We start from the raw sequence: 18,595 nt of genomic DNA, 5'->3' as shown, positions 1-18,595 counted from the left end.
CGGGGCGGCCGCGACGTGGCTACCGTCGGGCCATGTGCGGAGGCGCACCCGGGGAGCCGGTCGCCACGGCGCCCCGACCGGCCGTGGGTCCGGCGGTGGACCCGATCGCGCTGGAGCCGGTGGACGAGGTCGTCGTCACCACGCTCGTCGACAACTCCTACGACGGCCTGCTGACCGGCACCGAGGACGTGCACCGGGTGGCCCCGTGGCAGGCCGGCACGGTCGTCGCACCGCTGTTCGACGGCGGGGGGACCCTGCCCGGGCTGCGCGCCGAGCACGGCTTCTCGGCGCTGGTGACGGTGCGACGCGGGAGGACGTCCACCACCCTGCTGTTCGACACCGGCATCTCCCCGGACGGCATGGCGGACAACGCCGAGCGGCTCGGCGTCGACCTGGGCGCGGTGCAGGGCGTCGTCCTCAGCCACGGTCACTTCGACCACGCCGGCGGGCTGGCCGGCCTGGCCCGCCGGCGGCCCCTGCCGATGACCGTGCACCCGCTGGTCTGGACGCGGCGGCGGGTGACGGTGCCGGGCACCCGGCCGACCGAGCTGCCGACGCTGAGCCGCCGTGCGCTGGAGGCGGAGGGCTTCACGGTGGTCGAGCGGCGGCAGCCGTCGCTGCTGGTCGACGGATGCGTGCTGGTCACCGGCGAGGTCGACCGGACGACCGACTTCGAGCGCGGCATGCCCGCGTCGCACCAGGCGTGGACCGGCGCGTCGTGGGAGCACGACCCGCTGGTCCTCGACGACCAGGCCCTGGTCGTGCACGTGCGCGGCCGCGGCCTGGTCGTGCTGACCGGTTGCGGCCACGCCGGCGCGGTCAACACGGTGCGGCACGCGATGCGGCTGACCGGTGTCGACCGGCTGACCGCGCTGTTCGGGGGACTGCACCTCGGCGGTCCCGCGTTCGAGGGGGTCATCCCGCCCACCGTGCGTGCGCTGACCGAGCTGGCGCCGGACCTCCTCGTCCCCGGTCACTGCACGGGCTGGCGGGCTCAGCACGCGCTGGCCGCCGCCCTCCCCGACGCGTGGGTGGCGAGCAGCTCGGGCACCGGCTGCACCCTCACCGCGGCCTGACGACCGGGCGGGTCAGCGGGTCAGCGGCCCCGCGCGCCGCGCCCCGGGCGGGGCCGCTCACGGCGCGGGCGCCCGCCCGGCCGGGCCAGCCGCCGGGCGGCGGCGAGGCAGGCCAGGGCCGCCAGCGCGGCGAGCGCGACCAGGACCCACGCGGCGACCACGGCGCCACGGTAGGCGCGCCGGCACGCGACCGGTGGCCGGACCCGCCGCGGGAGGCACGATGGGCCGGTGCCGTTCACCGGGAGCCACCCCGCGGCGGTGCTGCCGTTCCTGCGATCCGGCCTGCCCGCGTCCGCGCTCGTGGCGGGGAGCCTCGCCCCCGACGTGCCCTTCTACCTGCCCGGGCGCCCGGACTGGCCGACCCACGACCTGCTCGCGGTGGTCTCCCTCGACGTCGCCCTGGGCGCCGGGCTGTGGCTGGTGTGGCACGGCCTGCTGGCCGCGCCGGCGCTCGCCGCCGCACCGGGCGGGCTGCGCCGCCGGGTGACCGTGGCCCCGGGCCTGCGCGCGCGGCTCGGGTCGGCGCGGGCGGTGGCGGCCGTCCTGGCCGCCCTCGCCGTCGGGGCGGCCACGCACGTCGGCTGGGACCAGTTCACGCACTGGTGGGGCTGGGGCACGCGGAACGTGCCGGCGCTGACCGCACCGGTGGCCACCCTGGCCGGTGAGGACTGGTTCGGCTACGACGTCGCGCAGCACGTGAGCACGGTGCTGGGTGCGGTCGTCCTCGCCGGCTGGCTGGTCCTGTGGTGGCGCCGGACGCCGTCGCGGCCCGGCGACCTGCGCGGGACCGCGTGGGCGGTGTGGGCCGGGCTGGTCGGGCTGGGCGCGGTCGTGGGCGGGGCCGCCGCCGTCCGCGCGCCCGACGTGCTCCGGGCCGGGTTCGCCGGCGCGACGGCGGGTGGCGCGGCGATGGGCGTGGCCGCGGTGCTGGGTGCGGCCGCCTGGCACCTGGGCCGGCGCCGCGGCCGGCCGCCGGGCCCGGGGGCGTCGCGGCGCGGTCAGTCCCCCGCGTCCGGGCGGAGCAGCCGGAAGGCGTGACCCCAGGTGCCGTGCGTGGCGCCGTAGGCCACCCACGCCATGCACAGGCCCTCGAGCCAGCGGCTGGCGGTGATCCCGCCGAGGTCGGCGACGTCCCAGCCGGTGTCGCGGAGCAGGCCGGTGACCAGGTCCTTGGCCGCGGGGTCGTCCCCAGCGACGAACATCGTGGGCGGGCCCCCGGGCAACTGCGGGTCCACCATCAGCGCGTTGCCCACCGTGTTGTAGGCCTTGACCACGCGCGCACCCGGAGCCGCCCGCTGCACCCGTTCGCCCAGCGAGTCGTCGGTGCCCACGAAGAGGGCCGGGGCGCCGGAGGAGGAGTCGAGCGGGTTGGTGGCGTCGACCAGGACCGTGCCCTCCAACCGCGGGGCCAGCGCGGTCACCAGGTCGACGGCGGCGTCGCCCCGTACGGCGAGCACGACGAGGTCGGCGCCCCGCACCGCGTCCTCGGGCCGCGCGACGGGCAGGTCGCCGACCGCCGCCTGCCGGGTGCCGACCACCACGTCGTGCCCGTGCCGCGGGTAGCCCCGCGCCAGCGCCTGCCCCACCTGACCGCTGCCGAGGACCGCGATGCGCACGCACCCGAGCACAGCACCGCGCCCGCCCCCCGGGAAGGGGGACGGGCGCGGTGCTGACGTGCCGGAACGGCCTCGTCGCGGGGTCCCGCGGCGAGTGGGCGAGCGGCGGGGGCCTCCGGCTAGTCGAGGACGACGGTCGTCTCGGTGAGGCCGACCTCGGCGGCGACGATCCGCTCACCGCGGCCGACCGGGGCCAGCGAGCGCAGCTTCCACTTCCCGGGTGCGGCGAAGAAGCGGAACTCGCCCTCGGGGCTGGTGACCACCTCCGCGGTGAACTCGTCGGTCGAGTCGAGCAGCCGGACGTAGGCGCCGGCCACCGGTGCGCCGTCGTGCCAGACCTGGCCCTGGATCACCGTCTGGGTGTCCAGGTCGATCCCGGCGAGGGCGCCGCCCTGCTTCGGGGCTCCGCACATGCTCAGGCGCCCTTCTCGATCGGGACGCCGACCAGCGAGCCGTACTCGGTCCAGGAGCCGTCGTAGTTCTTGACGTCCTGGTGGCCGAGCAGCTCGCGCAGGACGAACCAGGTGTGGCTCGAGCGCTCGCCGATCCGGCAGTAGGCGATGGTCTGCTTGGAGTCGTCGAGGCCGGCGTCGGCGTAGAGCCTGCGCAGCTCGTCGTCGCTCTTGAAGGTGCCGTCCTCGTTGGCCGCCTTGCTCCACGGCACGTTCACCGCGGTGGGGATGTGGCCGGGGCGCTGCGCACCCTCCTGCGGCAGGTGGGCCGGGGCGACCAGCTTGCCGGCGAACTCGTCGGGCGAGCGGACGTCGACCAGGTTCTTCTGGCCGATCGCGGCGACGACCTCGTCGCGGAAGGCGCGGATGGAGGTGTCGGGGTCCTTCGCCTGGTACTGCGTGGCCGGCCGCTCGACGGCGTCGGACGAGAGCGGGCGGCTGTCGAGCTCCCACTTCTTGCGGCCGCCGTCGAGGAGCGTGACCTGGTCGTGGCCGTAGAGCTTGAAGTACCAGTACGCGTAGGCGGCGAACCAGTTGTTGTTGCCGCCGTAGAGGACCACGGTGTCGTCGTTGCCGACGCCCTTGGCGCTCAGCAGCTCCTGGAACTGCTCCTTGCTGACGAAGTCACGGCGCAGCGGGTCCTGGAGGTCGGACTTCCAGTCGAGCTTCACCGCGCCCTCGATGTGGCCCTTGTCGTAGGCGCTGGTGTCCTCGTCGACCTCGACGAAGACGATCCCGGGCTGGCCGATGTGCTCCTGGGCCCAGTCGGCGGTGACGAGCACGTCGTTGCGGCTCATGGGGGGTGTTCCTCCCTGTGGTGGGTGTGCGGCGGTCAGGCGGTGCACGCCGGGGGGCTCCGGCGGACGACGGGGTACGGCGCACGCCCCGGGCGCACGTCGGCGGTGCGCGTGGGGCCGTGGGGCATGGGATGGGCTCTCCGGACGGCGGTCAGGGCACGTCTGGGCGGAGCGGGGCCGCCCTCAGGAGGCGCGACACAGGCAGCTGCCGACGCGGCACAGGTCCACTGTGCGGCGCGAGGTCAGCAGGGTGCCCACGTGACGAGGGTAACCGATCAGGTCCGTGCGCCCGTGTGGGCGTCGACCAGGGCGGTGAGCTCCTCCGGACGCGGCGCGCCGCTGCTGCGGCCCACCAGGCGTCCCGCCCGGTCGAGGTAGAACAGCGTCGGCGTGCGCCGGACCCCGAGCTCGCGGACGGCGTCGAGGTGGCTCTCGGCGTCGACCTGCACGTGGGCCAGTCCCGGCCGGGTGGCCGCCAGGTGCTGCAACCGGGCGCGGGTGGTCCGGCACGGCCCGCAGAACGCGGTGGAGAACTGGACGACGGTCAGGTCGGCGTCACCCGGCCGCACGCCCAGGCCCTCGAGCACGGCGGTCGGCCCGCCCCCGCCCTCGTCCTCGCGCATCCCCCCGACCAACCCGGCCGGGGGGTGCGGTGTTCCGTCAGGGTGTGCGCAGCACCGTGTCGGTGGCCTCGACGGCCACGTGCACGCCGTCGTCGGCCGGGCGGACGCCGGTCAGCCGCAGACCGAAGGGCAGCTGCACCGGGTAGCGCAGGTCGAGCGCGTCGCCGGCCCGGTCGACGACGGCGTCGGGCACGTCGACGCCGGCCGCCGAGGCCCCCTCGACGTCGACGACGAGGTCCTGCCCGTCGAGCGCCACCCGGCCCACGGCGGTGAGGGGCACCGTGTACCCGAGCACCTCGACGGTGCGCGTGACGCGCAGCCCGTCGCCCTCGCGCCGCAGGACGGTGTCGGCGCCGAGCTCCTGCGACAGCAGCGCGTAGGACAGCGTCGCGGTCCCGTCGATCCGGTCGACGGGGACCTCCTGCACCGAGCCGGCGAGCGCGTCAGACAGCGGCACGTGCACGCCGCGCAGCGTCACGTCGGCACGGGTGCCCTCGGGCCGGCCGAGGTCCGCGGCGGTCAGCGAGATCCGGACGTCGTCGTAGGTGCCCGACACCGCCTGGGTGAGGAAGGGCCAGCCGGTGACGTCGACCTCCGGCGTGCCGACCAGGCCGCCGCCGTCCCGCAGCGCCGCCGCGACGCGCTCCTCGGCGGCGCCCTCGGCGATCGGGTCGGCGACCAGCCCCACGACGACGAGCAGCGCGACCAGCAGCGCGACGAGCGCGAGGAGGGTCCGCACGGTCAGACCACGGTGAGCGCGAGCAGCGCCGGCGCGCAGACGGCCAGTGGCAGCAGCGCCTCGACCGCCGCTCCCGCGATCCCGGGCACCCGGCGGCCGGTGTCGGCGAGCAGGAAGGAGGCCGCCGTCCCGGCCAGCGCGGCGACCAGGCCCAGCACCAGCCCGGTGGTGACCCCGGAGATGACCTCGACCAGCGCCGCGGTGCCGCTCTCGAGCAGCGCCACGGCCATGCCCGCCGCCACCGCGGCCAGCAGGCCGAGCACGCCGCGGGAGGCCCCCTCGGCGACCGGCGGACGCGGCAGCACGGCGTCGACGAGCAGGCCGGCGGCGAGCGCGCCCGCGACCACCAGCAGCGGCGAGGTGGCCGGGGAGTCGGGGTCGCCGGCCACCCCGGGCAGCAGGAACGGTGACAGCGCGCAGGCCGACGAGACGAGCACGGCGACCGACCCGAGCGAGCCGACCACGTCCGACCGCGGCGGGCGGCGCAGCATCTGGTGCACGACGGCGGCCAGCAGCGCCGGCCCCGCGACGACGAGCAGCACGCCCGGCCCGGGGTCCTCGACCGACCGGACGAGCAGGTCGGAGCCGGCGGCGGCCGCGACGGCCAGCACCACCGCCCCGGCCGCTCCGGCAGGGGCGAGCGCCCGCGCCCACGCGGCGGCCAGCGCGACCTGCAGCAGGAGCACCGCGCCCAGCCGGCCGTCGTCCCCGGCCACCTCGGGCGCCCAGACCACGGCGGCCGCGGCGGCCGCGACGACGACGGCCGCGGCGAGGTGCCGCCCGCGCGTGGCGGCCCCGGTCTCCAGCGCGGTGGTCACGTCGCCTCCTGCCCGCGGACGGCGGGTCCGCGCCCCGGCGCCCGCTGGACCCCGATCGTCGCAGACGCCCCCCGCCCGGCGCGTCCGGCGAGCGGAGGCCCCGGCGTGTCCGGCCGCGACGCGGGCACCCGTGACCTCGGCGTCCCGGCCGCACCCGTCGGTTATCCTGCGATCTCGGTTCGACAGCGCCGTCGACGCCCTCCCCGAGGAGACGACATGCGACTCGTGCTCATGACCGCGGCGCGTCAGGCCACCACCGAGGTGCTCCCCGCCCTGGGCCTGCTCGGCCACCAGGTGCGCGTGGTGGCGCCCGAGCTGTCCAGCCTGCTCGACGGCGACTCCGGCGACGTGGTGCTCGTCGACGCCCGCCACGACCTCGTCCGGGCCCGCGCCCTGTGCGCCCTGCTGTCCTCCACCGGGGTGGCCTCCGCGCTGGTGGCGGTCCTCTCCGAGGGCGGGCTGGTGGCGCTGTCGGCCGACTGGGGCGTCGACGACGTCCTGCTCGACACCGCCGGCCCCGCCGAGGTCGACGCCCGCCTCCGGTGGGCCACCGCCCGCCGGCTGGCCGCCGCCACCCCCGCCGACAGCGCCGACGGCGGCGTGACCCAGGCCGGCGAGCTGGTCATCGACGAGCACAGCTACTCCGCCAAGCTCCGCGGCCGCCCGCTCGACCTCACCTACAAGGAGTTCGAGCTGCTCAAGTACCTGGCCCAGCACCCGGGCCGGGTGTTCTCCCGCGCGCAGCTGCTGCAGGAGATCTGGGGCTACGACTACTTCGGCGGCACCCGCACCGTCGACGTTCACGTCCGCCGGCTGCGGGCCAAGCTCGGCACCGAGCACGAGGCGCTGATCGGCACGGTGCGCAACGTCGGCTACAAGCTCGACCAGCAGGTCGCCGACGCCACCGCGGCCGCCGCGCGCGCCCAGGCCGACCTCGCCGAGCCCCTGACCGAGGGCTCCCGCAGCACCGCCCCGCTGCGCTGAGCACCGCCGCCGTCCGCGACACCGAGCGGCTCGCCCCCGCCGAGACCGCGGCCGTCCTCGCGCTGCTGCGCGCGGCGGCCGCCGTCGACGGCGTCCGGCCGCTGTCGGAGGAGGCCGAGCTGCGCCTGCAGCACGGCGGCCCGGCCGGCGGCCGCGACCTGCTGGCCACCGACGCCGACGGCGCGCCGGTGGGCTACGCCCGGCTGGAGCTGGGGGCGCCGGGGGCGGACGGCGACGCCGAGGCCGAGGTCGTCGTCGCCCCCGCCGCCCGCGGCCGCGGGACCGGGCGGGCGCTGCTGTCCCGGCTCGAGGAGCTGGCCGGGAGCCGGCCGCTGCGGGTCTGGGCGCACGGCGACCTGCCGGCGGCCGCCGTGCTGGCCGGCGGGCGCGGGTACACGCGGGCGCGGGTGCTGCTGCAGCTGCGCCGTCCGCTCACCGACGCCGACCTCGACCCTCGCCCGGCGCTGCCCGCGGACGTCACCGTCGCCGCCTTCCGGCCCGGGCGGGACGAGGAGGCGTGGCTGCGGGTCAACGCCCGCGCCTTCGCCACCCACCCCGAGCAGGGCTCCTGGACGCCCGAGGACCTGCGGCTGCGCGAGGCCGAGCCGTGGTTCGACCCGGCCGGCTTCCTGCTCGCCTGGCGGGGCGACCCCGGCGCCGGCGGCACGCTGCTCGGGTCGCACTGGACGAAGGTGCACCCGCCGGGCGACGCCGGCCCGGACCCGGTCGGCGAGGTGTACGTCCTCGGCGTCGACCCGGACGCCCAGGGCCTCGGCCTGGGCCGCGGGCTGACCACCCTGGGCCTGGCCCACCTGCGCCGCCTCGGTCTGGAACAGGTGCTGCTCTACGTCGAGGAGGACAACGTCCCCGCGGTCGCCCTCTACGAGCGCAGCGGGTTCACGCGGTACGCCGCCGACGTCTCCTGGCGGCGCGTCCCGCAGGTCCCGGCCTGAGGCGCAACCGCTCAGTTCTGCCCTACCCGGTGTGCCCGGCGCCACCCGAAACGCACTCGTTCACCTGCCGGACGTGACCTCGTTCTCACCCGGTCGGGAAAGGCTCGGTGGGCGTTCACCCGGCGTTCACCGATCTACCCGGGACCGGCCACCTGCGCTGCCTAGCGTCGCTGCCCGTTGGTCCCGCCATGCCCGGCGACGAGGCCCGGGCTCCCTCTGCGAAAGGCACCCAGTTGAAGCTCAGCACCAGGTCGCGCGCCGCCGTCCTCTCGACGGCGCTGGCCGGCACCCTCGCGCTCACCGCGTGTGGCGCTGCGAACGAGTCCGACACCGCCTCTGGGGGCAACGGCGGCGGCAGCGAGGAGAGCGCCGCGGAGCTCAGCGGTGACCTCGTCGGCGCCGGCGCGAGCAGCCAGCAGGCGGCCATGGAGGCGTGGCAGGCCGGCTTCGAGGGCGAGTACCCCGACGTGGCCTTCAGCTACGACCCGGTCGGCTCCGGGGGCGGCCGCGAGCAGTTCATCGCCGGCGCCACCGACTTCGCCGGCTCCGACGCCCCGCTGGACGAGGAGGAGCTCACCGCCGCGCAGGAGCGCTGCGGCGGCGGGGAGATCTTCGAGCTGCCCAACTACATCTCGCCGATCGCGGTCATCTTCAACCTCGAGGGCATCGACCAGCTGGACCTCTCGCCGGGCACCATCGCCCGCATCTTCGCCGGCCAGATCACCACCTGGAACGACCCGGCGATCGCGCAGGAGAACCCGGACGCGCAGCTGCCGGACACGCCGATCACCCCCGTGCACCGCGGCGACGACTCGGGCACCACCGACAACTTCACCGACTACCTGTTCCAGACCGCCGGTGACGTGTGGACCTCCGAGCCCGACGGCGTCTGGCCGCTGCCCGGTGGCGAGGCCGCCAACGGCACGTCCGGCGTCGTGGGCGTGGTCGAGAGCACCGTCGGTGCGGTCACCTACGCCGACGCGAGCCGCGCCGGCGAGCTGGGCGTGGTCAACGTCGGCGTCGGTCAGGAGTTCGTGGCGCCGTCGGCCGAGGCCGCCGCGGCCGTCGTCGAGAACTCCCCGGCCGTCGAGGGCCGCGGCGAGTACGACTTCGCCATCGAGGTCAACCGGCAGACCGAGGGCTCGGGCGAGTACCCGATCGTCCTGGTCAGCTACCACATCGGCTGCATCCAGTACGATGACCAGTCGGCCGCCGACAACGTCAAGGCCTTCATGTCCTACGTGATCAGCGAGGACGGCCAGCAGGCGGCCGCCGAGAACGCGGGCAACGCGCCCATCTCCGACACCCTCCGCGAGCAGGCGCAGCCCGCGGTCGACGCGATCACCGCCGGCTGACCGGAGCACTCCCGGGTGGCCCGGGGCGTCGGCGACGTCCCGGGCCACCCGCCCCGCCCGCAGACGGGCTCCCCCGCACCACCGACCGACCACCCGGAGCAGCGGTGACCGCCACGAAGGCCCCGACCGAACCCCCGACGAAGCAGCGCGTGGTCCGCAGGCCGGGCGACCGCGTCTTCGCCGGCAGCGCGAAGGGCTCGGGCATCTTCATCCTGCTCGTGCTCGCCGGCGTGGCCGCCTTCCTCATCGGCGAGGCGATCCCGGCCCTCACGGCCCCGGCGGAGGAGATCCCCGGCGGCGAGGGCCTGGGTGCCTACGTCGCCCCGCTGGTCCTCGGGACGCTCCTGGGCGCCGTCCTCGCCCTGCTGGTCGCCACCCCGCTCGCCGTGGGGATCGCGCTCTACATCACCTACTACGCGCCGCGGCGGATCGCCGCGACCATGGGCTACGTCATCGACCTGCTCGCGGCCATCCCGAGCGTCGTCTACGGCTTCTGGGGCCTGGCGGTCCTCGCGCCGGCCCTCGTCCCCTTCCACGTGTGGGCCGCCGACAACCTGGGCTGGCTCCCGTTCTTCGCCGGCCCGGCCTCCTCCAGCGGGCGCACGATGTTCACCGTCGGCCTGGTGCTGGCGGTCATGATCCTGCCGATCATCTCGGCCATCGCCCGCGAGGTGTTCAGCCAGGCGCCGGCGTTGCACCGCGAGGCCGCCCTCGCCCTCGGCGCCACCCGCTGGGAGATGATCAAGATGGCGGTGCTGCCGTACGGCAAGTCCGGCGTCATCGCCGGCGCGATGCTGGGCCTGGGCCGCGCCCTCGGCGAGACCATGGCGGTGGCCATCGTGCTGTCCGGTGGCGCCGGCGCCACGCTGAACCTGATCAGCAGCTCCAACCCCTCGACGATCGCGTCGAACATCGCCCTGCGGTTCCCCGAGGCCACCGGCATCGACGTCAACACGCTGATCGCCAGCGGCCTGGTGCTGTTCGTGATCACGCTCGCGGTCAACATGCTCGCCCGCTGGATCGTCAACCGGCGCGCCGACTTCTCCGGAGCCAACTGATGAGCACCCAGATCCAGCCGCCCGTCCGGGTCGCCGACGAGCCGCAACCCGGCATCCGCCCGCGGCGCCGGCTGCCCCGGTACGGCGCGGCCGGGCTCTACGCCGCGGGCATCGCGCTCGGGGCCGGCCTGTCGGCCCTCACCGGCTTCAGCATCGCCCTGACCGTCGTCTACGGGGCGGTCCTGGGCACCCTCGCCGTGTACGTCGGGGCGCGGGCCGTCGAGGGCACCCGCAAGGCCACCGACCGGCTGGTCACCGCCCTGGTCACCACGGCGTTCGTGATCGCCATGATCCCGCTGGTGTCCCTGGTCTACACCGTGCTCGACAAGGGCCTGGCACGGTTCGACGCCGCCTTCTTCACCAACTCGATGTTCCGGGTGGTCGGGGAGGGCGGCGGCGCCTACCACGCCATCCTCGGCACGCTGATCATCACCGCGCTGGCCACCCTCATCTCGGTGCCGATCGGCCTGCTGACCGCCATCTACCTCGTCGAGTACGGCCGCGGCCGGCTCGCGCGTGCCATCACCTTCTTCGTCGACGTCATGACCGGCATCCCGTCGATCGTGGCCGGCCTGTTCGCCTTCGCCCTGTTCACGCTGCTGTTCGGCAACGACGTCCGGATGGGCGTCATGGGCGCGGTCGCCCTCTCGGTGCTGATGATCCCGGTGGTCGTGCGCTCCTGCGAGGAGGTCATCAAGCTCGTGCCGAACGAGCTGCGGGAGGCCAGCTACGCCCTGGGCGTGCCGAAGTGGCGGACGGTGGTCAAGGTCGTCCTGCCGACCGCCATCGCGGGACTGGGCACCGGCATCACCCTGGCCGTCGCGCGCGTCGTGGGTGAGACCGCGCCGCTGCTGGTGACCGTGGGCCTGATCACCGGCACCAACCTCAACCCGTTCGACGGAAGGATGGCGACGCTCCCGGTGTTCGCCTACTACCAGCTGACCCAGCCGGGGACGGACACCCAGGCGTTCCTGGACCGCGCCTGGACGGCGGCCCTCGTCCTCATCATCCTGGTCATGGCCCTCAACATCGTGGCCCGCCTGATCAGCCGCTTCTTCGCCCCCAAGACCGGTCGCTGACCGGACAGTCCCGGAGGATCCGTACGTGGCCAAGCGCATCGAGGTCTCCGACCTCAACATCTACTACGGCAACTTCCTCGCCGTGGAGGGCGTCAACGTCTCGATCGAGCCGCGCAGCATCACCGCGCTGATCGGCCCCTCGGGTTGCGGCAAGTCCACCTTCCTGCGCTCGCTCAACCGGATGCACGAGGTCATCCCCGGCGCCCGCGTCGAGGGCAAGGTCGTCATGGACGGCCAGGACCTCTACAGCCCCGACGCCGACCCGGTCGACGTCCGGCGGCAGATCGGCATGGTCTTCCAGCGCCCCAACCCGTTCCCGACGATGTCGATCTACGACAACGTCGTGGCCGGGAACCGGCTCAACAACCGGAAGATGAAGAAGTCCGAGACCGACGACCTCGTCGAGCGCTCGCTGCGCGGCGCCAACCTGTGGAACGAGGTCAAGGACCGCCTCGACCGCCCCGGCTCCAGCCTGTCCGGCGGCCAGCAGCAGCGGCTGTGCATCGCCCGCGCGATCGCCGTCGAGCCCGACGTGCTGCTGATGGACGAGCCCTGCTCGGCGCTGGACCCGATCTCCACCCTGGCGATCGAGGACCTCATGGCCGAGCTCAAGGACCGCTACACGATCGTCATCGTCACCCACAACATGCAGCAGGCCGCGCGGGTGAGCGAGTCCACCGGGTTCTTCAACCTCAACGGCGTGGGCCAGCCCGGCCGGCTGATCGAGTTCAACCCGACCGAGAAGATCTTCAGCAACCCCGACCAGAAGGCGACCGAGGACTACATCTCCGGCCGCTTCGGCTGACCGGAGGACCCCCTCGCCTGACCGGGCCGCCGCGGACGTCCGCGGCGGCCCTCGTCGTCTGTCGGCCCCGCTGCAGGGGCCCGCCGCGAGCGAGGGAGCGGTGGGGGGGCAGCGGGGTCCTTCGTCAGCCGCAGTCGGCCGGGGCGGTGCCGGACGCGGGGGCGGCCGCCGCCGCGGCGGTCGCGTCGGCGGGGGTCTCCTCGGCGGCGGGGGTCGGAGCGGGCGCCGGGGCGGCCAGCTGGACGGGGACGACCCCGTCGTAGCCCGGGCCCACGACGAGCTGCACGGCGTCGCCCGCGGCGGCACTCTCCTGCAGCACCGCGCCGGGGACGGCGGCGGCCACCGTGCGCGCCTGCTCCAGGGCGCCGGGGCCGTGGCGGACGACGGTCCCGTCGACGCCGCCGGTCTCGTTGCCGACCGTGCCGACGGTGAACCCCTGCTGGCGCAGCTGGTCGGCCACGGTGGAGGCCAGCCCCCGGGTGGCGGTTCCGTTGAGCACGTCGACGGTCACCGCGGCCGGCGCGACGGTCGGACCCTGCGGGGCCGGGGCCGGGGCCGGCGACGGCCCGGCCGCGGGGGCGGGCTCGGGCGTCGGCTCGGGTGCCGCGGCGGTCTCGACGGCCACCCCCGGCGCGGCGAGCTCCTCGGGGACCCGGCTGTCCTCGATGACGCTGTCGAACAGCGACCGGACGCCGGTGCCGTCGAGCAGCACGTAGGACCGCTCGCTGCCCGCGGGGACGTGGCCGACCTGGGCGACCGGCAGCGCGACGCGCTGGACGGCGTCGCCCTCGAGGTCGCCGAGCGCGGTCGCCAGGGTCCGCAGGTCGCCGAGCGTCGTCTGCTCGTCGACGGTGAGCGCGTCGGCGGCGCCGGTGAGGACCCGGGTCAGCTCGACGGTGTTCGCCAGCGTGCCGGCGGTCACCGCCGTGCGCAGCATCGCCGACAGCAGCCGCTGGGTGCGCTCGGCGGCGGCGGTGCCGGTGGCGTCGGCGGCGGCGTCACCGGGGGTCAGGTAGCGCGTCGCCAGGTCCCCGGTGAGGCGCGAGGTGCCGGCCGGGAGGGAGGCGGCGGAGGCGGCGTCGGCGGGGTCGCCGGTGGGCAGGCACACGTCCACCCCGCCGACCGCGTCGACCAGGCCGGGCAGCCGGGCGAGGTCGACGGCGAGGTAGTGGTCGACCCGCAGCCCCGACACCTGCTGGACGGCGCGGACCATGCACGCCGGTCCGCCGTCGAGCAGCGAGGCCGCGAACGCCTCGGACACCGGCTCGCGGACGGCGCCGTCGTCGGTGCGGCAGCCGGGGGTGTCGACCAGCGCGGTCGGCGGCACGCTGACCAGGACGGCGCGGTCCTCCTCGGCGGACACGTGGACGAGCAGCGTGGTGACCGAGGCCGGCCCGTCGGTGCCGGGGAGGCCGGTGCCGACGACGAGGTAGGTGGTCGACCCCTCCTGCAGCTGCGGGGCGATCACCTCCGGCCCCTCGGGGGCGAGCGCGGCGACGCGGGCGACGCTCCGGTCGACGTAGGTGTACAGGCCCAGGTGGTAGGTGAGGGCCAGGCCGAGCACCACGGCCAGGACCAGGCCCACCCGGACCAGCCGCCGGCGGAAGGGGCTGCGCGGGGGTCTCGGCGCCGGGGAGCGGCGGGTGCTGCCGGCACCGGACACCGGCGAGCCGTCCAGTCCCGGGATGGGCGGGACCGGCGCGGAGCGGTGGACGGCCCCGGCGGTCCCCGGCAGCGGCGGCACGGGACCGGAACGGTGGACGACACCCGGCGTCCCGGGCAGCGGCGGCACCGGGCCCGAGCGGTGGACCACCCCCGGGGTCCCGGGCAGCGGCGGCACCGGGCCGGAACGGTGGACCGCTCCCGGCGTCCCGGGGTGCAGCGGTGGCACCGGCTGGGAGCGGCGCACGCCCTCGCGGACCGCGGGCGGCACCGGCCGGGACTGCTGGACACCGGCGGGGGCCGCGGGGACCGGCGGCAGGCCGCGGCGGGGGCTCGGGGTGTCGTCGCCGGCCGGCCGGTGGTCCCGCTCCGGCGCCGGCTGCCGGGTGGCAGGGGGGACCGGAGGACGGGGTCCGCGGTGCGGCGGGAGGGACTCACCGGGCTCGAGCGGGATCGGCACCTCGCCGGTGCGCCGGGCGGCCCGGCGGCCCGTGGCGTTGCCGGAGCGCGCGATCAGCTGCTCGACCGAGATCGGCCCGGACGCGTCGGGCACCCGGCCACCGGCCCGGTCGCCCCACCCCCGCTCGTCGCCCACCGGTGTCGACATCCCATCGTCGTCGTCCGTGTCACGTCGTCCGCGCCGCGGCGTCCGATCGGTTGCACCCCGCACTCGCGGCAGCACTCCACGATACGGCTCGCGGTCCTCCAGGGCGGCCGACGCGCGGGAGGTCGGTGCCGACGATCGCGCCGGGACCTACCCGGGCGGGTGGTGGGCCACTCGCCGGCCGGGCGACCTGCCGGGCGCGGCCGTAGCGTCCCCCTCGTGCGGCTGCCCTCGATACCCGGCCCCTCCGACGTGTTCTCCGCGGTCGAGAGCCTGCGCGAGGGCATCGGCGAGGCGTTGGTCCTGCTGCCCCGGGTGGCGGCCGCGGTGGGCCGGCTGGAGGGCCTCCTCGACCGCGTCGACCGGGTCGTCGGCCGGGTGGAGGACCTCGTCGAGCACGCCGGGGACACGATCGGGGCCGCCGACCGCGCCATCGAGGCCGTGGAGTCCACACGCCGGCGGGCCGACGACGAGATCGCCGCCGTCGACGGGACCCGCAGCCGGGCCGACGAGGCCATCGACGCTGTGGGTACCACCCAGCAGCGGGCCGACCAGGCCATCGTCGCCGTCGAGTCCACCCAGCGGCGCGCCGACGACGCGATCAGCGCCGTCCAGGGCACCCAGCAGCGGGCCGACCAGGCCATCACCGCCGTCGAGTCCACCCAGCAGCGCGCCGACGACGCCATCGCCGCCGTGGGGACCACCCAGCAGCGGGCCGACCAGGCCATCACCGCCGTCGAGTCCACCCAGCAGCGCGCCGACCAGGCCATCGCCGCCGTCGAGTCCACCCACCAGCGGTCCGACGAGGCGATCACCGCCGTGCAGCGCACGCAGCAGCGCGCCGACGAGGCGATCACCGCCGTCGAGCGGATCCAGCAGCGCGCCGGCGAGGCGGTCGAGGCGGCCCACTCCGCCACCGACCGCGCGGGGGACACCGTCGGGCGGGCCGAGGACCTCGTCGGGCGGATCGACCCGCTGCTGGCCGGCTACGAGGAGCCGCTGGCCCGGCTCACGCCGAGCGTGCGCCGGCTCGCCGAGACCCTCGAGCCGCACGAGGTGGAGGCGCTGGTCACGCTCCTCGACCGGCTGCCCACCCTGGTCGACTCCCTGGACCAGACGGTGATCCCCGTCCTGACCTCGCTGCAGGGCGTCGGGACCGACGTGCACGACCTGGTCGACACCATGCAGGACCTGCGCCAGGTCGTGAAGGGCTTCCCCGGCTCCAAGCTGTTCCGTCGCCGCGGCGCCGAGGAGATCGCGGAGAACGACGACGAGGAGGCCCAGGAGCGGCTGAGCTCCTGAGCCTCCTCGGGGGACCCGCCGGTCAGGTCTCGGTCGGGTAGCCGAGCGCGCGGGCGACGTCGCCGATCCGCTCGAAGGTCTGCCCCTCGGGCAGGCGCTCGAGCTCGGCGACCACCGCGTCGGGCGCGCGGTGGTCGAGCGCGGCCTCGACCAGGCCGGGACCGTCGGCCGGGAAGTCGGCCCGGACCAGCCACCGCGCGAGCTCGGCGCGGGCGACGACGGCGTCCTCCGTCATCCCGACCGGGACGCCGCCGACCAGCGTGCCCTCCGGGTCGGCGTCGATGTCCGGCTCGCCCTCGGCCACCGGCTCGACCTCGCGGAACTCCTCGGAACGCGTGGCGTGGTTGGCCTTGAGCATCCCCTGGATCTCGTGCTCGAGCTCCTCGTCGAGCCGCGGGTTGTGCTTGTTGCTGCGCGATGACGCCCCGGCGAAGCGGTCGTCGGTCTCGCTCACGGTGTCTCTCCTCTTCTGCTGCGGCTCACTTCTCCTCCAACGCGGACGGCTTGTGCACCGCCGTCTTGCCGCTCTTGTCGCTCTCGACCTCGTACTGCGGGTCGTCGGAGCTCGCCTTCACCTTCCGGCCGCCGGCCTCGGTCTCCTCGGTGATCTTCTTCGTCACCGTGCCCTCGGCCTTGCTGCCGTGGCTGTTCCAGGTGACGTGGTCACCCTTCTCGAAGTCGTCGGACACGCGCTCGCCCTCCGTCGGCGTCGACTGGTCCCTCCCCGGTGCCCCTCCCGTCCGGAGGGCACACATGGGCGGCGGCACGCCGGAGGCCGGCCCGCGCGGCGACCGAGATCACCCCGCCGCGCAGCTGCGCCACCCGATCAGGCAGTGCCAGGACGGCGGCGATCACGTAGCGTTGCCGGTGACGGGGCCCCGCCGGGCGAACCTGCTGCTGAGCGTCGAGCAGCGGTGACGCACAGTGATCCGGCTTCGTCCTCGATCGCCGGCCCGGTCGACCCCATTCCCCCGGGGTCGGCCGGGTCGGCCCGCACCGGCACCCGGTCCCTACGCTCGCCGGCGTGACCGAGCCCGGCGATCCCCGCACCGTCGACGTCCTCACCGTCGTCTCCGTCGCCGACCCCACTCCCTCGGTGCGGCGGGTCGTCCTCACCGGCACCCCGGACGCCGTCGCGGCCGCCGGGCCGACGGTCAACCTGCTGGTCCCCCGGGTGGGCGATCCCGCCCCGCGCTGGCCGGCCGTCGCCCGCGACGGCCGGGTCGTGTGGCCCGTCGGCGCGCACGGGGTGAGCCTGCGCAGCTACACCGCGCGGCGGCAGGACCCGGAGCGCGGCGAGGTGGAGATCGATTTCGTCCTGCACGGCGACGGCCCCGCCGCCTCCTGGGCCGGCGCCGCGGCCCCGGGAGCGCTGCTGGGCGTGGCCGGCGGCGGCCCGCTCGGTGACCGGCCGGCCGGCACCCTGCTGCTCGCCGGCGACGAGACGGCACTGCCGGCGATCAGCCGCATCCTCGCCGCGGCCGCCCCGGACACCGTCGGCACGGCGCTGCTCGAGGTGGCCGGCCCGGAGGAGGAGCAACCGCTCGCCGCGCCGCCGGGTATCGAGGTGCGCTGGCTGCACCGGGGGAGCACCCCGCCCGGGGAGAGCACGCTGCTGGCCGATGCCGTCGCCGCGCTGGAGCGCCCGGCCGGGGACGACCTGTTCGCCTGGGTCGCCGCCGAGTCCGCCTCCGTGCGGGCGGTGCGCGCCGACCTGCGCGGCCGCTGGGGGCTGTCCCGCGCGCAGCACCACGCGATCGGCTACTGGCGACGCGGCCGCGCGATGGCCCCCGCGGGCTGAGCGACCGCGGGGACGCCGGAGGCACCGCGCCCAGCATCCTCACAGGTAGCCTCCAGGGCGGCCGCAGCAGCGCCGCACACCGTGGAGAGCATGACGACGGTGACCAGGCGTCCGACGGGAGATGTCGTGACGGGGACCCGAACGGCCCGGGGGTCGGCTCCCGAGGCCCGCCTCCTGGTGGTCGACGACGAGCCCAACATCCGCGAGCTGCTGTCGGCGAGCCTGCGCTACGCCGGCTTCGAGGTGGCGACGGCCTCCGACGGCCAGCAGGCGCTGGCGCTGGCGGCGTCCTTCCGCCCCGACCTGCTCGTCCTCGACGTCATGATGCCGGGGCTCGACGGCTTCGGGGTCGTCCGACGGCTGCGCGAGACCGGCCGGCACACCCCGGTGCTGTTCCTCACCGCCCGAGACGCGGCCGAGGACAAGGTCTCCGGCCTGACCCTGGGCGGCGACGACTACGTCACCAAGCCCTTCAGCCTCGACGAGGTGCTCGCCCGGATCCGGGCGGTGCTGCGCCGCAGCACCGGCCAGCAGCGGGCGGCCGAGAGCCCCCGGCTGTCCTTCGCCGACATCGAGCTCGACGAGGAGTCGCACGAGGTCGTCAAGGCCGGCGAGGTCGTGAGCCTGTCCCCGACCGAGTTCAAGCTGCTGCGCTACCTCATGGCCAACGCCGGGCGGGTGCTGTCGAAGGCGCAGATCCTCGACCACGTGTGGAACTACGACTTCAACGGCGAGGCCAACGTCGTCGAGTCCTACATCTCCTACCTGCGGCGCAAGATCGACACGACCGAGCCGCGGCTGCTGCACACCATCCGCGGAGTCGGCTACACGCTCCGGCTGCCGCGCGGTTCGTGACCGGAGCGCCCCCCGG

21 protein-coding genes are annotated in these 18,595 nt (G+C 75.7%); 11 read left to right on the top strand and 10 right to left on the bottom strand.

Annotation, left to right across the window (positions count from 1 at the left end):
• Nucleotides 1-32: 32 nt before the first annotated feature.
• Nucleotides 33-1,076, top strand: coding sequence for an MBL fold metallo-hydrolase (locus tag ACI79O_RS05700; RefSeq protein ID WP_456913548.1), 1,044 nt, complete (start codon nucleotides 33-35; stop codon nucleotides 1,074-1,076).
• 20 nt (nucleotides 1,077-1,096) lie between these two features.
• Here the strand turns inward: ACI79O_RS05700 and ACI79O_RS05695 are convergent, their stop codons facing one another.
• On the bottom strand, nucleotides 1,097-1,237 hold the full coding sequence (locus tag ACI79O_RS05695; protein ID WP_456913547.1) for a hypothetical protein: 141 nt from the start codon (nucleotides 1,235-1,237) through the stop codon (nucleotides 1,097-1,099).
• Nucleotides 1,238-1,304: 67 nt separating this feature from the next.
• Here ACI79O_RS05695 and ACI79O_RS05690 point away from each other — a divergent pair, with 67 nt between their 5' ends.
• Complete coding sequence (locus ACI79O_RS05690; RefSeq protein ID WP_456888609.1) at nucleotides 1,305-2,114, top strand: DUF4184 family protein; 810 nt, start codon at nucleotides 1,305-1,307, stop codon at nucleotides 2,112-2,114.
• On the opposite strand, the gene ACI79O_RS05685 is transcribed toward ACI79O_RS05690, so the two are convergent.
• The 6 genes from ACI79O_RS05685 to ACI79O_RS05660 all read right to left on the bottom strand — a co-directional run bounded on the left by ACI79O_RS05685 (nucleotide 2,075) and on the right by ACI79O_RS05660 (nucleotide 6,121).
• Nucleotides 2,075-2,692, bottom strand: a complete 618-nt coding sequence (locus ACI79O_RS05685; RefSeq protein ID WP_456888607.1) for an NADPH-dependent F420 reductase — start codon at nucleotides 2,690-2,692, stop codon at nucleotides 2,075-2,077. The genes ACI79O_RS05690 and ACI79O_RS05685 overlap by 40 nt on opposite strands.
• A gap of 119 nt (nucleotides 2,693-2,811) precedes the next feature.
• Nucleotides 2,812-3,105, bottom strand: coding sequence for a DUF1416 domain-containing protein (locus tag ACI79O_RS05680; protein WP_456876345.1), 294 nt, complete (start codon nucleotides 3,103-3,105; stop codon nucleotides 2,812-2,814).
• A gap of 2 nt (nucleotides 3,106-3,107) precedes the next feature.
• Entirely contained in the window at nucleotides 3,108-3,941 is an 834-nt protein-coding gene (locus tag ACI79O_RS05675; RefSeq protein ID WP_456913546.1) for a sulfurtransferase, read from the bottom strand.
• A 275-nt stretch (nucleotides 3,942-4,216) separates the two neighbouring features.
• Complete coding sequence (locus tag ACI79O_RS05670; protein ID WP_456888602.1) at nucleotides 4,217-4,564, bottom strand: thioredoxin family protein; 348 nt, start codon at nucleotides 4,562-4,564, stop codon at nucleotides 4,217-4,219.
• 37 nt (nucleotides 4,565-4,601) lie between these two features.
• Complete coding sequence (locus ACI79O_RS05665) at nucleotides 4,602-5,303, bottom strand: LmeA family phospholipid-binding protein (protein WP_456913545.1); 702 nt, start codon at nucleotides 5,301-5,303, stop codon at nucleotides 4,602-4,604.
• 2 nt (nucleotides 5,304-5,305) lie between these two features.
• Complete coding sequence (locus ACI79O_RS05660) at nucleotides 5,306-6,121, bottom strand: hypothetical protein (RefSeq protein ID WP_456888599.1); 816 nt, start codon at nucleotides 6,119-6,121, stop codon at nucleotides 5,306-5,308.
• 216 nt (nucleotides 6,122-6,337) lie between these two features.
• Between ACI79O_RS05660 and ACI79O_RS05655 the strand changes: the two genes are divergently transcribed.
• The 6 genes from ACI79O_RS05655 (at nucleotide 6,338) to pstB (ending at nucleotide 12,355) form a co-directional block, all read left to right on the top strand.
• Complete coding sequence (locus ACI79O_RS05655) at nucleotides 6,338-7,105, top strand: winged helix-turn-helix transcriptional regulator (protein ID WP_456913544.1); 768 nt, start codon at nucleotides 6,338-6,340, stop codon at nucleotides 7,103-7,105.
• Nucleotides 7,102-8,058, top strand: a complete 957-nt coding sequence (gene mshD / locus ACI79O_RS05650; RefSeq protein WP_456888788.1) for a mycothiol synthase — start codon at nucleotides 7,102-7,104, stop codon at nucleotides 8,056-8,058. The genes ACI79O_RS05655 and mshD overlap by 4 nt, the downstream gene beginning before the upstream one ends.
• 233 nt (nucleotides 8,059-8,291) lie before the next feature.
• A complete protein-coding gene (pstS, locus tag ACI79O_RS05645; RefSeq protein WP_456888595.1) occupies nucleotides 8,292-9,413 on the top strand; it encodes a phosphate ABC transporter substrate-binding protein PstS in 1,122 nt (373 codons plus the stop codon).
• Between the two features lie 104 nt (nucleotides 9,414-9,517).
• Nucleotides 9,518-10,471, top strand: a complete 954-nt coding sequence (pstC, locus tag ACI79O_RS05640; protein WP_456876352.1) for a phosphate ABC transporter permease subunit PstC — start codon at nucleotides 9,518-9,520, stop codon at nucleotides 10,469-10,471.
• Entirely contained in the window at nucleotides 10,471-11,550 is a 1,080-nt protein-coding gene (pstA, locus tag ACI79O_RS05635; RefSeq protein WP_456888593.1) for a phosphate ABC transporter permease PstA, read from the top strand. The genes pstC and pstA overlap by 1 nt, the downstream gene beginning before the upstream one ends.
• 25 nt (nucleotides 11,551-11,575) lie before the next feature.
• Nucleotides 11,576-12,355, top strand: coding sequence for a phosphate ABC transporter ATP-binding protein PstB (gene pstB, locus ACI79O_RS05630; RefSeq protein WP_456876354.1), 780 nt, complete (start codon nucleotides 11,576-11,578; stop codon nucleotides 12,353-12,355).
• 124 nt (nucleotides 12,356-12,479) lie between these two features.
• On the opposite strand, the gene ACI79O_RS05625 is transcribed toward pstB, so the two are convergent.
• The gene (locus ACI79O_RS05625; RefSeq protein WP_456913543.1) at nucleotides 12,480-14,624 is read right to left on the bottom strand and encodes an LCP family glycopolymer transferase; all 2,145 of its coding nucleotides are present in this window, start codon (nucleotides 14,622-14,624) and stop codon (nucleotides 12,480-12,482) included.
• Between the two features lie 216 nt (nucleotides 14,625-14,840).
• On the opposite strand from ACI79O_RS05625, the gene ACI79O_RS05620 reads away from it, so the two are divergent.
• On the top strand, nucleotides 14,841-15,923 hold the full coding sequence (locus ACI79O_RS05620; protein ID WP_456913542.1) for a hypothetical protein: 1,083 nt from the start codon (nucleotides 14,841-14,843) through the stop codon (nucleotides 15,921-15,923).
• A 22-nt stretch (nucleotides 15,924-15,945) separates the two neighbouring features.
• Here ACI79O_RS05620 and ACI79O_RS05615 read toward each other — a convergent pair whose 3' ends face one another.
• Nucleotides 15,946-16,377 carry a DUF2795 domain-containing protein gene (locus ACI79O_RS05615; RefSeq protein ID WP_456878078.1) on the bottom strand — a complete coding sequence of 144 codons (432 nt, stop codon included), beginning with the start codon at nucleotides 16,375-16,377 and terminating at the stop codon, nucleotides 15,946-15,948.
• A gap of 25 nt (nucleotides 16,378-16,402) precedes the next feature.
• Nucleotides 16,403-16,612 (bottom strand): DUF2945 domain-containing protein, encoded by a 210-nt coding sequence (locus tag ACI79O_RS05610; protein WP_456913541.1) that lies wholly within the window; start codon nucleotides 16,610-16,612, stop codon nucleotides 16,403-16,405.
• 335 nt (nucleotides 16,613-16,947) lie between these two features.
• Between ACI79O_RS05610 and ACI79O_RS05605 the strand changes: the two genes are divergently transcribed.
• Nucleotides 16,948-17,724, top strand: a complete 777-nt coding sequence (locus tag ACI79O_RS05605) for a siderophore-interacting protein (protein ID WP_456893342.1) — start codon at nucleotides 16,948-16,950, stop codon at nucleotides 17,722-17,724.
• 126 nt (nucleotides 17,725-17,850) lie between these two features.
• Nucleotides 17,851-18,579, top strand: coding sequence for a response regulator transcription factor (locus ACI79O_RS05600; protein ID WP_456893340.1), 729 nt, complete (start codon nucleotides 17,851-17,853; stop codon nucleotides 18,577-18,579).
• Nucleotides 18,580-18,595 lie beyond the last annotated feature (16 nt).

The organism is Geodermatophilus sp. SYSU D00696 (genome assembly GCF_054050235.1).
This window is presented reverse-complemented; position numbering and strand designations above follow the sequence as displayed.

Bases quoted from the DNA above. Each gene is read 5' to 3' on its own strand.
- ACI79O_RS05680 (WP_456876345.1), bottom strand. From the start codon at position 3,105: ATGTGCGGAGCCCCGAAGCAGGGCGGCGCCCTCGCCGGGATCGACCTG.
- ACI79O_RS05655 (WP_456913544.1), top strand. From the start codon at position 6,338: ATGCGACTCGTGCTCATGACCGCGGCGCGTCAGGCCACCACCGAGGTG.
- ACI79O_RS05700 (WP_456913548.1), top strand. From the start codon at position 33: ATGTGCGGAGGCGCACCCGGGGAGCCGGTCGCCACGGCGCCCCGACCG.
- ACI79O_RS05670 (WP_456888602.1), bottom strand. From the start codon at position 4,564: ATGCGCGAGGACGAGGGCGGGGGCGGGCCGACCGCCGTGCTCGAGGGC.
- pstA (WP_456888593.1), top strand. From the start codon at position 10,471: ATGAGCACCCAGATCCAGCCGCCCGTCCGGGTCGCCGACGAGCCGCAA.
- ACI79O_RS05675 (WP_456913546.1), bottom strand. From the start codon at position 3,941: ATGAGCCGCAACGACGTGCTCGTCACCGCCGACTGGGCCCAGGAGCAC.
- ACI79O_RS05625 (WP_456913543.1), bottom strand. From the start codon at position 14,624: ATGTCGACACCGGTGGGCGACGAGCGGGGGTGGGGCGACCGGGCCGGT.